Here is a 14,103-nt window from a genome sequence, read left to right on the forward strand (position 1 = left end):
ACCCCGGTCCTCAATCGCCGGACGGGCTTGATAGGGCTCAATCGCCGGACGGGCTTGATAGGGCTCAAAAGGGGGCTCAAGACGTCGGCAACGCCTGGCCGTAGTCCACCGTGTCGGTCGACTTCGGTTCGGTCAGGGGGAAGTCGGCGTCCCAGTCCGTCAGTTGGAGGGTGCCGGCGCCTCCGGCCCGCTCCAGGCGCATGGGGTAGGCCGTGCCCTCCAGGGAGACGTCGAGCGTGCCGCCGGCCCCCTCGTCGCCGGTGAGCTGGATCGTGCGGGTGCCTCCGGAGGAACCGCGGTCGCCCTTGTCGAGCGTGCCGTGCAGCGTGAGCAGCCCGTCGAGCAGCACGTCCTTGTCCGTGAACGTGCTGAGCCGCTTGTACGACGGGTCGCCCTTGGGCACCTTCACGTACTTGCCGTCGAGCTTCTCCGCGGCCGCGCCGTCGCCCGCCCCGCCCCCGGCGTCGTCCGAGTGCGTCCAGAAGTCGGCGCTCGCCTTGAGGTACAGGTGCTCGCCGACCCGCAGCAGCCGGAACGTACTTCCGCCGCTGGTCACCGACCCCGAGCCGCCGTCGCCCTTCAGCCGCATGTCGAGCTTGTACGTACGGCCGCCGCTGACCACCGAGCCCGCGAGATGGACGGTGGCCGCGCCCTGGGCCGCCTTGACCGTGCGGCTCTGGATCGTGGCGGGCTTCAGTTTGCCGACCCCGTTGGTGCCCGCGTCCGGATCCTCTCCGCCGCAGCCCGCGAGCCCGGCCGCGACTCCCGTGCACAGCACGCCGACGAGAAGCGTCCTGCGGGTACGGCGGGCGAGGGGAAGTGCGGTCACGGGCGGGGCTACCTCTCGTACGGCATCGGGCTCGGCGGCAGTACGGCAGCGTACCTGTGTCATCTGCGGTTACCCGTACGGGTCCGAGGGTCGGCAGGCGCAAAGCGTCTTCGACGGGCACCGGATAGCCTGACCCTCGGATTGCGCGTATATCGGGATGGATCAGTTCGAAAGGGCGGTACGAGGAACGATGGCAGCAGTCGCCCCGCGGATCTTTGTCTCCCATCTGTCCGGTATCGCCGTCTTCGATCCGAACGGGGACCAGGTCGGACGTGTGCGCGACCTCGTCGCCACGGTGCGGGTGGACCGACGGCCGCCGCGGCTCCTCGGGCTCGTCGTCGAGCTGTCCACACGCCGCCGGATCTTCCTGCCGATGACCCGGGTGACCGGCATCGAGTCGGGCCAGGTCATCACGACGGGCGTGCTCAACGTCCGGCGCTTCGAGCAGCGCCCCACCGAGCGCCTCGTCCTCGGCGAGATGCTCGACCGCCGCGTCCGGCTGGTGGAGTCGGGCGAGGAGGTCACCGTTCTGGACGTCTCCATCCAGCAGCTGCCCGCCCGGCGGGACTGGGAGATCGACCGGGTCTTCGTACGCAAGGGCAAGGGCGGCACCTTCCGGCGCAAGGGCGAGGCGCTGACCGTCGACTGGTCCGCCGTCGACGGTTTCTCCGTGGAGGAGCACGGGCAGGGCGCCGAGAACCTGCTCGCCACCTTCGAACAGCTGCGCCCCGCCGACCTCGCCAACGTGCTGCACCACCTCTCCCCCAAGCGCCGCGCCGAGGTCGCCGCCGCCCTCACCAACGAGCGGCTCGCCGACGTCCTCGAGGAGCTGCCCGAGGACGACCAGATCGAGATCCTCGGCAAGCTCCAGGAGGAGCGCGCCGCCGACGTCCTGGAGGAGATGGACCCGGACGACGCCGCCGACCTGCTCGGCGAGCTGCCCGAGGCCGACAAGGAGCGCCTCCTCGCCCTCATGCGGCCCGGTGACGCGGCCGACGTGCGGCGCCTGATGGCGTACGAGGACAAGACCGCGGGCGGTCTGATGACGACCGAGCCGATCGTGCTGCGCCCGGACTCGACCGTCGCGGACGCGCTCGCCCGCGTCCGCAACCCCGATCTGTCGCCCGCGCTCGCCGCGCAGGTCTATGTGTGCCGACCACCGGACGAGACACCGACCGGCAAGTACCTGGGCACGATCCACTTCCAGCGGCTGCTGCGCGATCCCCCGTACACGATGGTCAGCCTGATGCTCGACGAGGATCTGCAGCCGCTCTCGCCGAGCGCTCAACTCCCGGAGATCGCCGGGTTCTTCGCGACGTACGACATGGTCGCGGCGCCCGTCGTCGACGAGGACGGCTCGCTGCTCGGCGCCGTGACCGTCGACGACGTACTGGACCACATGCTGCCCGACGACTGGCGCGAGCAGGAATTTCACCTCGCGGGGGACGTGACCGATGGGAAGTGAGGAACGCGACCCGCGCGCCGCCGCCGACACCTCGCGCCGCTCCCGTATCCGGCTCGACCAGCCGCGGCCGCAACGCCGCAAGTTCCTGCCGGACTACGACCCCGAGGCCTTCGGGCGGCTCTCCGAGCGCATCGCGCGGTTCCTGGGCACCGGGCGGTTCATCGTCTGGATGACGGTGATCATCATCGCGTGGGTCATCTGGAACGTGACCGCGCCCGCCTCGCTGCGCTTCGACACCTACCCGTTCATCTTCCTCACCCTGATGCTCTCCCTCCAGGCCTCGTACGCCGCTCCGCTGATCCTGCTCGCGCAGAACCGGCAGGACGACCGCGACCGCGTCAACCTCGAACAGGACCGCAAGCAGAACGAGCGGTCGATCGCCGACACCGAATATCTGAGCCGCGAGGTGGCGGCCCTGCGGATCGGTCTGGGCGAGGTCGCCACCCGCGACTGGATCCGCTCCGAACTGCAGGACGTCCTCAAGGAGCTGGAGGAGCAGCAGCGGGCGGCCGTATTCCCGCCGGAGATCGAGCGGGGACGTGATGTAGACGACCGCTGACGGGGCTTTCCGTGCCCGGGTTACCGCGCCGTACTATCGGTCGTATGGCTACGGAAGACGCGGTGCGCGAGGCACTCGCGACAGTGAACGACCCCGAGATCCAGCGACCCATCACCGAACTGGGGATGGTCAAATCGGTGGACATCGGTGCGGACGGAGCCGTCGCGGTCACCGTGTACCTGACCGTCTCCGGCTGCCCGATGCGCTCCACCATCGAGAACAACGTGAAGGAGGCCGTCGGCCGCGTCGACGGCGTCACGCGCGTCGACGTCACGCTCGACGTGATGAGCGACGAGCAGCGCAAGGAGCTGGCCGCCGCACTGCGCGGCGGGACGGCCGAGCGCGAGGTCCCCTTCGCCAAGCCCGGCTCGCTGACCCGTGTGTACGCGGTGGCGTCCGGCAAGGGCGGCGTCGGCAAGTCCTCCGTGACCGTGAACCTGGCGGCGGCGATGGCCGCCGACGGTCTGAAGGTCGGCGTCGTCGACGCGGACATCTACGGGCACAGCGTCCCGCGCATGCTCGGCGCCGACGGCAAGCCCACCCAGGTCGAGAACATGATCATGCCGCCGTCGGCGAACGGTGTGAAGGTCATCTCCATCGGCATGTTCACGCCGGGCAACGCGCCGGTGGTGTGGCGCGGCCCGATGCTCCACCGCGCCCTCCAGCAGTTCCTCGCGGACGTCTTCTGGGGCGACCTGGACGTGCTCCTGCTCGACCTGCCGCCGGGCACCGGCGACATCGCCATCTCGGTGGCCCAGCTGGTGCCGAACGCCGAGATCCTCGTCGTGACGACGCCGCAGCAGGCCGCCGCCGAGGTCGCCGAGCGCGCCGGCTCCATCGCGGTGCAGACCCACCAGAAGATCGTCGGCGTCGTCGAGAACATGTCGGGCCTGCCCTGCCCGCACTGCGGCGAGATGGTCGACGTCTTCGGCACGGGCGGCGGGCAGATGGTCGCCGAGGGGCTGACGAAGACCACGGGCGCCACTGTGCCGGTCCTCGGCTCCATCCCGATCGACGTGCGCCTGCGCGAGGGCGGTGACAACGGCAGGCCGGTGGTGCTCAGCGACCCCGACTCCCCCGCCGGCTCGGCCCTGCGTGCCATCGCGGGCAAGCTGGGCGGGCGCCAGCGCGGCCTGTCGGGCATGTCCCTGGGGCTCACGCCGCGCAACAAGTTCTGAGCGCCTGTCCTCAGGCGTACGACAGAGCGGGCCGCACCGGCTTCCGGTGCGGCCCGCTCTGTCGTGCATCAGGTGTCAGGCGAGTTCCGCGATGTCCTTGACCACGGAGAAGGCGAGCCCGTACGCGCTCATGCCCCGCCCGTACGCGCCCAGGTGCACCCCGGCCTGCGTGGAACCGGCCAGCACCCACCCGTACTCGGACTCGCGGTAGTGGAACTGCGTCGGCACCCCGTCCACCGGCAGCGACAGCGTCGCCCAGTCCGCGGAGCCGAGGTCGTCGGCGAGCACCCAGGCCGTCTCGGTCTGCTGGTCCAGCCAGTCGTCCCGCAGCGTGTGGTCCATCTGACCCGGCCACGTGTACGAGAGCAGTCCGACCCCGGCGAGCCAGGCCGCGGACGAGACGGACGTGGCGTCCAGGACGCCCGTGCCGTCGGCGCTGCGCCGTACCGGATTCGCGGCGACGGTCACGACGACCGCGAACCGCTCGGTGGCGTCCCCGTGCAGAGTGCCCTCGCTGCGCACCGAGGGCTCGTCACCGTGCCCGATGGAACCGTGCTCGACGGACCCGTCCGCCGTGGTGCCGACCTGCATCAGCCAGCGCGGTCCCGTAAAGGCCTCGTCGAGGCCGTACCACGGGAAGGGCGCCAGCAGGTAGCCGTCGACCGTTCGCCGGGCCGCGGGGGAAATCTCGGCCCCCTCGGTGTCCGGCGCCTGCGCGCCCACCCGACTCGTCGTCTCCATGTACCCGGCCGCCTCCTCGCTCTCGTACGGACCGGAGCGGCCCGCCCCCCTCGGGCGTTCTCACGTACGGTCCGCGCAACAACAAGGCAGGATGCCACACCGGATCCAGGAGGCCCGGTTTCAGGAGGTGTGGTTCAGGTCGCGTCGGCGTCGAAGGGCGGGCGGTCGTCGGCGGCCGGCTTCTCGGGCCGCTTCTCCATGTCGGGCCGCTTGCGCATGTCGACGGTGCCGCCGGAGCCGGTGCTGGACGCGGTGGTGGACGAGGCCCCGGAGGAGGTGGCGGAGCCGGAGTCCTCCAGCTCACCGACGGTGTGCACCGCGTCGGTGACCTCGGCCATCTCCTTCTTCAGGTCGAAGCCGTTACGGATCTCCTTGAGCCCCAGCTCGTCACTGTCCAGCTGCTTGCGGATGAACGTCTTGGGGTTCAGGTCCTCGAACTCGAAGTCCTTGAACTCGGGGCCGAGTTCGCTGCGGATGTCTTCCTTCGCGCTGTCCGAGAACTCCCGGATCTTACGTATCGTGCGCGAGACGTCCTGGATGAGCTTCGGAAGCTTGTCGGGGCCGAAGACGAGCACGGCCAGCACGACGAGCGTGACGACCTCCAGTGGGCCAATGTCGTTGAACACCTTGCGCTCCTAGCGTGTCCTCGGCCCGCGGCGGTCTTCAGTAGCAGGTCTTCGGCAGGGTCCGGCACCGGACCGGGTCCCACGGTACCCGGCCATCCTGTCCGTCCGGTAGCCACTGGGCCACGTCCAGGATCACGGGAGCTCTCGCGTCGCACCTCGGCAGCCGGTCAGTTTCCGTCCGCCGAGCCGAGGACGAGGGTCACCTGGCGTTCCTTCCCGTCCCTTTCGACCGTGAGGTCCAGCTTGTCCTTGGGGCGGTGGGCGCGGATCTTGACGATCAGTTCCTCACCGGAGTGCACGCGCACGCCGTCGACCTCGGTGATCACGTCGCCGGGCTCGATGCCCGCCTTGGCGCCGGGGCCGCCGGGGCTGACGGACGAGCCGCCGTCGTTGCCCTTGGTGCCGACGCGGGCGCCGTCGCCGGAGTAGTCCATGTCGAGCGTGACGCCGATCACCGGGTGGGTGGCCTTGCCGGTGTTGATGAGTTCCTCGGCCACGCGCTTCGCCTGGTTGATCGGGATGGCGAAGCCCAGGCCGATCGAGCCCGACTGGCCGCCCTCCAGGTCCGATCCGCTGTCCGCGGAACGGATGGCGCTGTTGATACCGATGACACGGGCCCGGGAGTCCACGAGCGGGCCGCCGGAGTTGCCCGGGTTTATCGGGGCGTCCGTCTGCAGGGCGTCCACGTAGCTGACGTCGGTGCCGTCGCCCTTCTCGCCACCCGCCGTGATGGGCCGGTCCTTGGCGCTGATGATGCCCGCGGTGACCGTGTTGGCGAGGTCGAAGGGGGCGCCGATGGCTACGACGGGGTCGCCGACCTGCACGTTCTCCGAGTTGCCCAAGGCCAGCGGCTTGAGTCCGCGGACTCCGGAGACCTTGATGACGGCGAGGTCGTAGCCGCTGTCGTGGCCGACGACGTCGGCGTCGGCGCTCTCGCCGCCCGCGAACGTGACCGATATCCGTCCGTTGGAGCCCGCCGGGTCGACCACGTGGTTGTTGGTGAGGATGTGGCCGCGGTTGTCGAGGACGAAGCCGGTGCCGGTGCCCTGCTCCGAGGAGCCCTTGGTGTGGATGGTGACTACGCCGGGCAGCGCGCTGGCGGCGATGCCCGCGATGCTGCCGGGGGCGCGGCGGGTGGACTCGGCGCCCGCCTGCGGCAGTTCGACGTCCGTCCCGCCGTTGCGCTCCAGGTGGGAACCGATGGCTCCGCCCACGATCCCGGCCACCAGCGCGAGCAGCACGGCACCGAGCGCCACCACGCGCCTCGACCGTCCCTTGCGCGTTCCCACCGGCGCGGCGGCGTGCGCGGCCCACGGGTCGTAACGCTGCCAGGGCCCGTCGGGGGGCGTCGGGTAAGGATGCTGGGCCTGATCCGGGCCGCCGTGCGGGGCCGGCCCCGGAGCGGCGTGCTCCTGGTACGACCGGTCCGGCTGCTGAGCCGGGCCTGAAGCGTCCGGGTACGCCGGTTGCGGCGAAGGCTGCTCCGGTTGCTGGGCCGGGCCGGGGTCACTTGGGTAGGCCTGCTGCGGCAAGGGCTGAATCGGCTGCTGAGCCGCGCCGGAGCCGCCTGGGTAGGCCTGCTGAACCGAACCGGAGTCACCCGGGTAGGACGGCTGCTGAGCCGCACCCGAGTCACCCGGGTACGCCGGCTGCTGAGCCGCACCCGAGTCACCCGGATACGCCGGCTGCTGAACCGCGCCCGAGTCACCCGGGTACGCCGGCGGAACCGGACCCGAGTCACCCGCGTATGTCTGCTGCTGCGCCTCCCCGCCCGGCTGCGTGGCCGTGCCGTGGGCCGGGGTCGTCGCCGGGTGTTGTACGGGCGGTGCGAGCGCCCAGGGGCCCGGCTCGCCGTACGGCGGCGTGCTGTACGGGTCCGGATCGTGCAGCGGCCGGGGAGCCTCCTCCACCGGAGCCACCGGAGCCACCGGAGCCACCGGAGCCACCGGAGTCGGCGGAGTCGGCGGCCGATACGCGTTCGGCACGGAGTCGGTCACGGTCTCGGGCTCGGGCACGAGCACGGGCTGAGCGGCATCCACCCCCGGGTCGGCAGGGTCTGCGGGAGCGGCCGGATCGGCCATGCGCGGCGCCGAGTCGCCCGGGTCGGCCGAGCCCGCCGGGTCAGCGGCGCCCGCGCCGTTCTCCACGGGCCGCGCCGGATCCACCTCGGCCCTGGCGGAAGACCCCGCCGGCTCGGTCCCGGCAGGCGCGGCGGAGTCGTCCGGGCCGGTCACGAATGCGCGGGAATCGGAGGGAGCCGCGGCCGTCGTCGGGTCGGTGGAGTGCCCGTCCCGGGGTGTGGTCCCGGCGGGATCGGTCGTGTGCCGCGATGCGCCGTCGCCGTCCACCGGCCCACCGCCGGAGGCAGGCGCGGGCAGGTGCCAGTCGCCGTCGCCCGCCGCGCTCCCGGCCCCGGGCAGGTGCCAGTCGCCGTCGTCCGCGGCGCCCCCGGTGTTCGGTCGGGGGCGGCTCCACCACTTGGCCTTTGTGGGCTTGCCCTCGTCCATGTCCCGCCGCTCTCCCCACACCTGGCCCCTGGCACCACACCACGGGCTCCTGAGCGCGCAGTCCGGGTCCAGGACCCGATGCGCGGCCTCACGTGGATTCAACCAGGTTCGGCGGCCCGGGCGCAGCGGGCGTCAGCGGAGAGAGGACGACCGGGAGGACAGGGGCGGCGAGGACGCCGAAGCCGCGGCCGGCTCGTCCGGTGGCCCGCTGAACGCGGTCGCCTCGGACACCACGTGCGGCTTCAGCTCCACCGCGACCGTGGGCACCGGCGCGGCCGGGCGTATCAGGGGCGACATACGGGCCGCCCCGGACAGCAGCGGGGTCGAGAAGGGGTAGCTCGCACTGTCCGCGTGACCACCACCCGGCAGCAGCGGCGCGCTCGCCCGGATCGGCGAGACCGGCGCCGACAGGGCACCGCCGCTCTGGCCGAGCAGCGGCGAGAGCGCTCGGCGTCGCTGTGACTCGGAGACCGATGCGGCGCCCGACGCCTGGCTGCGCAACGGCGTGGCATTGCTGCCGGAGCCACCACTACGCGCGTCGGAACTGTCGAGCGGAGCGCCGGCCGTGACTCCACCGAGAGCGATGGCGGCGAGCGACACCGCCCCGGCCGCGGCGAACGCGAAACGGCGCCCACGGGAGGCCCGGTCGCTGTCGTGCCGGTCGGGACGGCCCACTTCGTGGATGCGGAAACCGCGCTGCGTGCCGGGGAGCACGGGGGCATGCGCGCCGGACGGCGCGAACCCGAAGGGCTCGGGGTCTACGGCGAAGACGCCTTCCCCGAATCCGGGCCCGGTGCCGAAGGCGCGGCCGGTGCCGAAGCCGCCTCCCCCGAACGGTGGTGAGCCACCGTCGCTGTCACCTCCGGCGGGCAGCCCTTGGAGGCGGGCGAGGAAGCTCTCGGAGGGCGGTGGCGGGGCCACCTCGGCGAAGACGCTTTTGAGGCGGCGCTGCGCGTCGGCCTCGGCCTTGCACTTGGGACAGGTCGCCAGGTGCGCGAGGACGCGCTCCCGGGCATCGTGATCCAGTTCGCCGTCGACGAGGGCGGCCAGCCGGTCTCCCAGATGCTGGTCGGCCGCGGTCTGGCGCTCGGCAGGATTGAGACGTGGTCCACTCACGCGGGCGCGCCCCCTCCGCCAAGGACGGGGATCCCCCCTGTGGTCGCAAGCGTGCGGCGCTCGGCGCGGGCCTCGGGCGAGCGGTGCTGCAGCGCCTTGCGCAGCTGCGAACGGCCGCGGTGGATGCGGCTGCGGACCGTGCCCAGCTTCACGCCCAGGGTGGCGGCGATCTCCTCGTACGAGAGACCCTCGATGTCGCACAGCACGACGGCGGCGCGGAACTCGGGCGCCAGCGTGTCCAGCGCCTGCTGGACGTCGGCGTCGAAGTGCGCGTCGTTGAAGACCTGCTGCGGCGACGGCTCGCGGCTGGGCAGACGCTCGGCGGCGTCGTCCCCCAGCGCGTCGAAGCGGATGCGCTGCTTGCGGCGGACCATGTCCAAGAAGAGGTTCGTGGTGATGCGGTGCAGCCAGCCCTCGAACGTGCCGGGCGTGTACGTCGACAGCGAGCGGAAGACGCGGACGAAGACCTCCTGCGTGAGGTCCTCGGCATCGTGCTGATTACCGGTCAGGCGGTAGGCGAGTCGGTAGACGCGCGTGCTGTGCGTGCTGACGATCTCCTCCCAGGTGGGCGGAGTCCACGCCTGCGATTCCGCGTCAGCGGCAAAGGTCGCGGTCTGCTGCGCGGAGTCAACGGTGCGGAATCGGTCAGCGGTGTTGGTCACAGATTTCGGCTCACCCGCCGACCTGAGAAAGCGCCGCAGCACTCCTCCCCGATCCACAGGCGCAGCCGCACCTCCCCTGTCGGCTCTGGTGGTGTCCAGTGGAGCCCCTACCATAGCCACCTCGCCCGTTAGCTCCGGATAAGCGTTTTTACTCAGATTTGCCGGTCGGCTCTCAGCCGCCCGCTTCGTCGCTGTCGCCATCCCGCCGACCCCCGCTTCAGCCTGCTCTTTCCCCCTGCCTCTCTAAACGCCCGGTCCCATCTGCGAGTTCCCGGCGCCAACGGATAAAGTCACGCGCAGGCAACCGCGGGGACAGGAGAGGGCCATTACCGGCAACCGGCAGACGAGCTGGGCGTTCGCCGACGCCTTTGTCGCCGAGGACGACGCTGTGCGCTGGGCCCGGGACCGGGCCCGGGAGGCAGGGCTTCGCTCGGTGTCCCCCGGCGCGGGCGCCGCGCTGCGGTTGCTCGCCGCCACGGTGGGGGCGAAGGCCGTCGCCGAGATCGGGACGGGGACCGGGGTGTCCGGAATCCATCTGTTGCACGGGATGCGGCCCGACGGCGTCCTGACCACGGTCGATCCCGAGCCGGAGCAGCAGCAGTTCGCGCGGCAGGCGTTCCGGGCGGCGGGTTTCGCCAGCAACCGGGCCCGGTTCATCCCCGGGCGCGCCCTCGACGTGCTCCCCCGGCTCGCGGACAGCGGGTACGACCTGGTCTTCTGCGACGGCGACCGGATGGAGAGCCTGGACTACCTCGCTGAATCGTTGCGTCTGCTGCGGCCCGGCGGCGTGGTGTGCTTCGAGGGCGTCTTCGCCGACGGCCGGACCGTGGACTCGGGACCGCAGCCGGTGGAAGTGGTGCGAGTGCGCGAGCTGTTGCGGGCGGTGCGGGAGAGTCCGGAGCTGGTGCCGTCGCTGCTGCCGGTCGGCGACGGGCTGCTGTGCGCGGTCAAGCGCTGAGAGCCCGTCCCTGACTCCGAGGGAGCCGGCTCCGGCGTTCACGGAAAGTGCCCGAAGATCCGCCGGGAGACCCTCGCCCGCCGGACGGGAATCCGGACGTACGACTGCCCCGGCACCGAATGTGTGCCGGGGCAGTCGAAAAGGTTATGGTCGCTTCCGCGTCAGCCGACGACCTTCTTCAGGGCGTCGCCGAGGGCATCGGCCTCGTCCGGCGTCAGCTCGACCACGAGCCGACCGCCGCCTTCGAGCGGAACGCGCATGACGATGCCCCGCCCCTCCTTTGTCACCTCGAGCGGGCCGTCACCCGTCCGCGGCTTCATGGCCGCCATGCTCGTTCCCCTTCCTGAAACCAGCTCATCGTCATAGCCGACGGCCCTCTGGACGGGCACACGTCACCGGCATCGAACACCTTGCTTCCAGGCCATTATCCCGCATCGCGGGACCCGATGACCAACATCAGTCGGCATCGCTTGCGCAACGCGCTTGAGCAAAACCACCCAATTCGGCGATGTGACTGCGATACTGCGCCGCTCGCGTGCCCGTTCCGAGGTGGATTTGTTTGACGCAGGTCACATGTCGGGGGTGCTCCATGTGCCGTGATCTCCGTCATGCTGAGCACGGACACTAAGCAAACGCATAGTAGGAGGAGCGTCATGGCCGACACCGTGCTCTACGAGGTGAGCGACGGGCTCGCGACGATCACGCTGAACCGCCCCGAGGCGATGAACGCGATGAATACCGAGGCCAAGGTCGCCCTCCGCGACGCGGTGCAGGCGGCTGCCGGGGACGAGGCGGTGCGGGCTGTGCTGCTGACGGCGGCCGGGGACCGCGCGTTCTGTGTCGGTCAGGACCTCAAGGAGCACGTGGGGACCCTGATGGCGGACCGGGAGGCCGGTGCGGGGCAGACCATGAACACCGTGCGGGAGCACTACAACCCGATCGTGCGGGCGCTGACCGGGATGGCGAAGCCCGTGGTGGCCGCGGTGAACGGCGTGGCGGCCGGGGCCGGCTTCGGGTTCGCGCTCTGCGCGGACTACCGGATCGTGGCGGACACGGCGTCGTTCAACACGTCGTTCGCCGGGGTGGCCCTCACCGCGGACTCGGGCATCTCGTGGACGCTGCCGCGGCTCGTCGGCCCGGGCCGCGCCCTCGATCTGCTGCTGTTCCCGCGCACGATCTCGGCGCAGGAGGCGTTCGAGATCGGCGCCGTGCACCGGATCGTGCCGGCCGACGAACTGGCGGACACGGCACGCAAGTTGGCCCTCATGCTCGCCGCGGGGCCGACCGTCGCGTACGCCGCGCTCAAGGAGTCGGTCGCCTTCGCCGCGGACCACTCCCTGGACGAGGCCCTCGACAAGGAGGACGAGCTGCAGACGCGGGCCGGCGCCTCCGCGGACCACCTCATCGCCGTGCAGGCCTTCATCGCCAAGGAGAAGCCCGACTACCTGGGCCGCTGAGCCGGGACTCAGGCAGGCGTGCGGGCCACGCAGTTCCACAGGTGGTCGTCGACAAGGCCGCACGCCTGCATCAGCGCGTACGCCGTCGTCGGCCCGACGAAGCGCAGGCCGCGCTTCTTGAGGGCCTTGGACAGCGCCGTCGACTCGTCGGTGATCGCTGGTACGTCGCTCACCGTCCTCGGCGCGGGGCGGCCCGTCGCGTCGGGGGCGTGCGACCAGATCAGCTCGTCGAGTTCGCCGGGCGACCAGTCCGCGAGCACGCGCGCGTTGGCGAGCGTGGCGTCGATCTTCGCTCTGTTGCGGATGATGCCGGGGTCGGCGAGGAGCCGCTCGCGGTCGGCGTCCGTGTACGCCGCCACTTCCGCGATCTTGAAGTGGGCGAACGCGGCGCGGAAGGTCTCGCGGCGGCGCAGGATCGTGATCCAGGACAGCCCCGACTGGAAGGCTTCGAGGGAGACGCGCTCGAACAGCGCGTCGTCGCCGTGGACCGGGCGCCCCCACTCCTCGTCGTGGTACGTGACGTAGTCGGCGGTCGACAGGCCCCAGGGGCAGCGCAGACCCCCGTCAGGCCCCGGGACGGCCCCTCCCAGCGGCGAGCTCACCGGAAGTCCTCCCCCGGCTCCGTCCCGTACCCGTACCCGCCGGGCGGTGCGAAGCCCGTGTCGCGTCCGGGGTCGACCGGCCGCCGGGTCTGCGCATAGGCCGTGGCCAGGGCCGACTCCAGCTGCGAGATACGGGCGTCGCGCTCGGCCAGCTCCGCGCCCAGCCGGTTCAGCGCGTCGTCGACCTCCGCCATGCGGTAGCCGCGCACGGCCGTGGGCAGGCGCAGCTCCTCGACGTCCGCGCGGGCCAGCGGGCGGTCCTGGGGCAGCGGGTCCGCGTAGAACTGGGACGGCTCGTCACGCAGGGCGCCGCCGTCACCGCCGCCGAGGACCGCGAGCGTCACCGCCGCGACCACCACGACGAGCGCGGCGACCAGAAACAAGAACATGACCATCGCTGCCGTCCCCTGGGCTCTACCGGGCCGGTACCTGCGTACACGGGCATCCCGAAACCGTCAGGCTCCGATCGTGCCATGCCGCACTGACAGTTAAGGTCGCAGGCGTCCGTTCAAGCGGGATCCAGAGGAGAGTCACAGGGATGCTCAGGTTGGGCCGGCGCGAGTTCGACGCGCACGAGCCGGTGATCATGGCGATCGTGAACCGGACCCCGGACTCCTTCTACGACCAGGGCGCCACGTTCCGGGACGAGCCGGCGCTCGCCCGGGTCGAGCAGGCGGTCGCCGAGGGCGCCGCGATCGTCGACATCGGCGGGGTGAAGGCGGGCCCCGGCGAGGAGGTCGACGCCGAGGAGGAGGCGCGGCGGACCGTCGGGTTCGTCGCCGAGGTACGGCGCCGCTTCCCGTCCGTGATCATCAGCGTGGACACCTGGCGGCACGAGGTCGGCGAGGCCGTCTGCGAGGCGGGAGCGGATCTGCTGAACGACGCGTGGGGCGGCGTGGACCCGAAGCTCGCGGAGGTCGCGGCGCGCTACAAGGTGGGCATCGTGTGCACGCACGCGGGCGGGGCCGAGCCGCGTACACGGCCGCACCGGGCCACGTACGACGACGTGATGGCGGACATCCTCGACGTCACCGTCGGGTACGCCGAGCGGGCCGTGGCGCTCGGGGTGCCGCGCGAGTCCGTACTGATCGATCCGGGGCACGACTTCGGGAAGAACACGCGGCACTCCCTGGAGGCGACGCGCAGGCTTCCGGAGATGGTGGACACCGGGTGGCCGGTGCTCGTGTCGCTGTCCAACAAGGACTTCGTGGGCGAGACGCTCGACCGGCCCGTCAAGGAGCGGCTCATCGGGACGCTGGCGACGACGGCGGTGTCGGCGTGGCTCGGGGCGCAGGTCTACCGGGTGCACGAGGTCGCCGAGACCCGGCAGGTGCTCGACATGGTGGCGTCCATCGCGGGGCACAGGCCCCCGGCGGTCGCCCGCCGGGGACTCGCGTAACACG

The 14,103-nt window shown here is 71.5% G+C and carries 15 protein-coding genes; 6 read left to right on the forward strand and 9 right to left on the reverse strand.

The window, feature by feature from the left end:
- Positions 1 to 76: 76 nt before the first annotated feature.
- Entirely contained in the window at positions 77 to 829 is a 753-nt protein-coding gene (locus tag ABD366_RS22950) for a hypothetical protein (RefSeq protein WP_324773956.1), read from the reverse strand.
- Between the two features lie 190 nt (positions 830 to 1,019).
- Here ABD366_RS22950 and ABD366_RS22955 point away from each other — a divergent pair, with 190 nt between their 5' ends.
- Genes ABD366_RS22955 through ABD366_RS22965 form a run of 3 tightly spaced genes read left to right on the forward strand, consistent with a single transcriptional unit; the run spans position 1,020 to position 4,031 of the window.
- Entirely contained in the window at positions 1,020 to 2,294 is a 1,275-nt protein-coding gene (locus tag ABD366_RS22955; protein ID WP_324773954.1) for a magnesium transporter MgtE N-terminal domain-containing protein, read from the forward strand.
- Positions 2,284 to 2,853 (forward strand): DUF1003 domain-containing protein, encoded by a 570-nt coding sequence (locus tag ABD366_RS22960; RefSeq protein WP_324773952.1) that lies wholly within the window; start codon positions 2,284 to 2,286, stop codon positions 2,851 to 2,853. The genes ABD366_RS22955 and ABD366_RS22960 overlap by 11 nt, the downstream gene beginning before the upstream one ends.
- 44 nt (positions 2,854 to 2,897) lie before the next feature.
- Complete coding sequence (locus ABD366_RS22965) at positions 2,898 to 4,031, forward strand: Mrp/NBP35 family ATP-binding protein (protein ID WP_324773950.1); 1,134 nt, start codon at positions 2,898 to 2,900, stop codon at positions 4,029 to 4,031.
- 75 nt (positions 4,032 to 4,106) lie between these two features.
- Here ABD366_RS22965 and ABD366_RS22970 read toward each other — a convergent pair whose 3' ends face one another.
- From ABD366_RS22970 to sigE, 5 genes are all read right to left on the reverse strand, one after another.
- A complete protein-coding gene (locus ABD366_RS22970; protein WP_324773948.1) occupies positions 4,107 to 4,772 on the reverse strand; it encodes a hypothetical protein in 666 nt (221 codons plus the stop codon).
- Between the two features lie 134 nt (positions 4,773 to 4,906).
- Positions 4,907 to 5,398: a sec-independent translocase gene (locus ABD366_RS22975; protein WP_324773946.1), complete on the reverse strand. Its 492-nt coding sequence runs from the start codon at positions 5,396 to 5,398 to the stop codon at positions 4,907 to 4,909.
- A 167-nt stretch (positions 5,399 to 5,565) separates the two neighbouring features.
- On the reverse strand, positions 5,566 to 7,479 hold the full coding sequence (locus ABD366_RS22980) for a trypsin-like peptidase domain-containing protein (RefSeq protein WP_411293844.1): 1,914 nt from the start codon (positions 7,477 to 7,479) through the stop codon (positions 5,566 to 5,568).
- Between the two features lie 558 nt (positions 7,480 to 8,037).
- Positions 8,038 to 9,021, reverse strand: coding sequence for an anti-sigma factor family protein (locus tag ABD366_RS22985; RefSeq protein ID WP_324773942.1), 984 nt, complete (start codon positions 9,019 to 9,021; stop codon positions 8,038 to 8,040).
- The gene (gene sigE, locus ABD366_RS22990) at positions 9,018 to 9,797 is read right to left on the reverse strand and encodes an RNA polymerase sigma factor SigE (RefSeq protein ID WP_324773940.1); all 780 of its coding nucleotides are present in this window, start codon (positions 9,795 to 9,797) and stop codon (positions 9,018 to 9,020) included. Before sigE ends, ABD366_RS22985 begins: the two co-directional genes overlap by 4 nt.
- 145 nt (positions 9,798 to 9,942) lie before the next feature.
- On the opposite strand from sigE, the gene ABD366_RS22995 reads away from it, so the two are divergent.
- Entirely contained in the window at positions 9,943 to 10,641 is a 699-nt protein-coding gene (locus ABD366_RS22995; RefSeq protein WP_324773964.1) for an O-methyltransferase, read from the forward strand.
- Between the two features lie 161 nt (positions 10,642 to 10,802).
- On the opposite strand, the gene ABD366_RS23000 is transcribed toward ABD366_RS22995, so the two are convergent.
- The gene (locus ABD366_RS23000) at positions 10,803 to 10,970 is read right to left on the reverse strand and encodes a DUF3117 domain-containing protein (protein WP_003966491.1); all 168 of its coding nucleotides are present in this window, start codon (positions 10,968 to 10,970) and stop codon (positions 10,803 to 10,805) included.
- A 324-nt stretch (positions 10,971 to 11,294) separates the two neighbouring features.
- Here ABD366_RS23000 and chcB point away from each other — a divergent pair, with 324 nt between their 5' ends.
- Positions 11,295 to 12,098 (forward strand): 2-cyclohexenylcarbonyl CoA isomerase, encoded by an 804-nt coding sequence (chcB, locus tag ABD366_RS23005; RefSeq protein WP_324773937.1) that lies wholly within the window; start codon positions 11,295 to 11,297, stop codon positions 12,096 to 12,098.
- An 8-nt stretch (positions 12,099 to 12,106) separates the two neighbouring features.
- Here the strand turns inward: chcB and ABD366_RS23010 are convergent, their stop codons facing one another.
- Together ABD366_RS23010 and ABD366_RS23015 are read right to left on the reverse strand one after the other, a co-directional pair.
- Positions 12,107 to 12,700, reverse strand: a complete 594-nt coding sequence (locus tag ABD366_RS23010) for a DNA-3-methyladenine glycosylase I (protein ID WP_324773935.1) — start codon at positions 12,698 to 12,700, stop codon at positions 12,107 to 12,109.
- Positions 12,697 to 13,095 (reverse strand): DivIVA domain-containing protein, encoded by a 399-nt coding sequence (locus ABD366_RS23015; protein WP_324773933.1) that lies wholly within the window; start codon positions 13,093 to 13,095, stop codon positions 12,697 to 12,699. Before ABD366_RS23015 ends, ABD366_RS23010 begins: the two co-directional genes overlap by 4 nt.
- 143 nt (positions 13,096 to 13,238) lie before the next feature.
- Here ABD366_RS23015 and folP point away from each other — a divergent pair, with 143 nt between their 5' ends.
- Positions 13,239 to 14,099, forward strand: a complete 861-nt coding sequence (gene folP, locus ABD366_RS23020; protein WP_324773930.1) for a dihydropteroate synthase — start codon at positions 13,239 to 13,241, stop codon at positions 14,097 to 14,099.
- The last annotated feature ends 4 nt before the right edge of the window (positions 14,100 to 14,103 follow it).

The sequence above is a fragment of the Streptomyces kunmingensis genome (assembly GCF_039533535.1).
Taxonomy (GTDB): domain Bacteria; phylum Actinomycetota; class Actinomycetes; order Streptomycetales; family Streptomycetaceae; genus Streptomyces; species Streptomyces kunmingensis.

Excerpts from the sequence above, each read along its gene's own strand:
- sigE (WP_324773940.1), bottom strand. The coding sequence starts at position 9,797 with ATGGTAGGGGCTCCACTGGACACCACCAGAGCCGACAGGGGAGGTGCG.
- chcB (WP_324773937.1), top strand. The coding sequence starts at position 11,295 with ATGGCCGACACCGTGCTCTACGAGGTGAGCGACGGGCTCGCGACGATC.
- ABD366_RS22980 (WP_411293844.1), bottom strand. The coding sequence starts at position 7,479 with ATGGCCGATCCGGCCGCTCCCGCAGACCCTGCCGACCCGGGGGTGGAT.
- ABD366_RS22970 (WP_324773948.1), bottom strand. The coding sequence starts at position 4,772 with ATGGAGACGACGAGTCGGGTGGGCGCGCAGGCGCCGGACACCGAGGGG.
- folP (WP_324773930.1), top strand. The coding sequence starts at position 13,239 with ATGCTCAGGTTGGGCCGGCGCGAGTTCGACGCGCACGAGCCGGTGATC.
- ABD366_RS22965 (WP_324773950.1), top strand. The coding sequence starts at position 2,898 with ATGGCTACGGAAGACGCGGTGCGCGAGGCACTCGCGACAGTGAACGAC.
- ABD366_RS22960 (WP_324773952.1), top strand. The coding sequence starts at position 2,284 with ATGGGAAGTGAGGAACGCGACCCGCGCGCCGCCGCCGACACCTCGCGC.
- ABD366_RS23000 (WP_003966491.1), bottom strand. The coding sequence starts at position 10,970 with ATGGCGGCCATGAAGCCGCGGACGGGTGACGGCCCGCTCGAGGTGACA.
- ABD366_RS22955 (WP_324773954.1), top strand. The coding sequence starts at position 1,020 with ATGGCAGCAGTCGCCCCGCGGATCTTTGTCTCCCATCTGTCCGGTATC.
- ABD366_RS23015 (WP_324773933.1), bottom strand. The coding sequence starts at position 13,095 with ATGGTCATGTTCTTGTTTCTGGTCGCCGCGCTCGTCGTGGTGGTCGCG.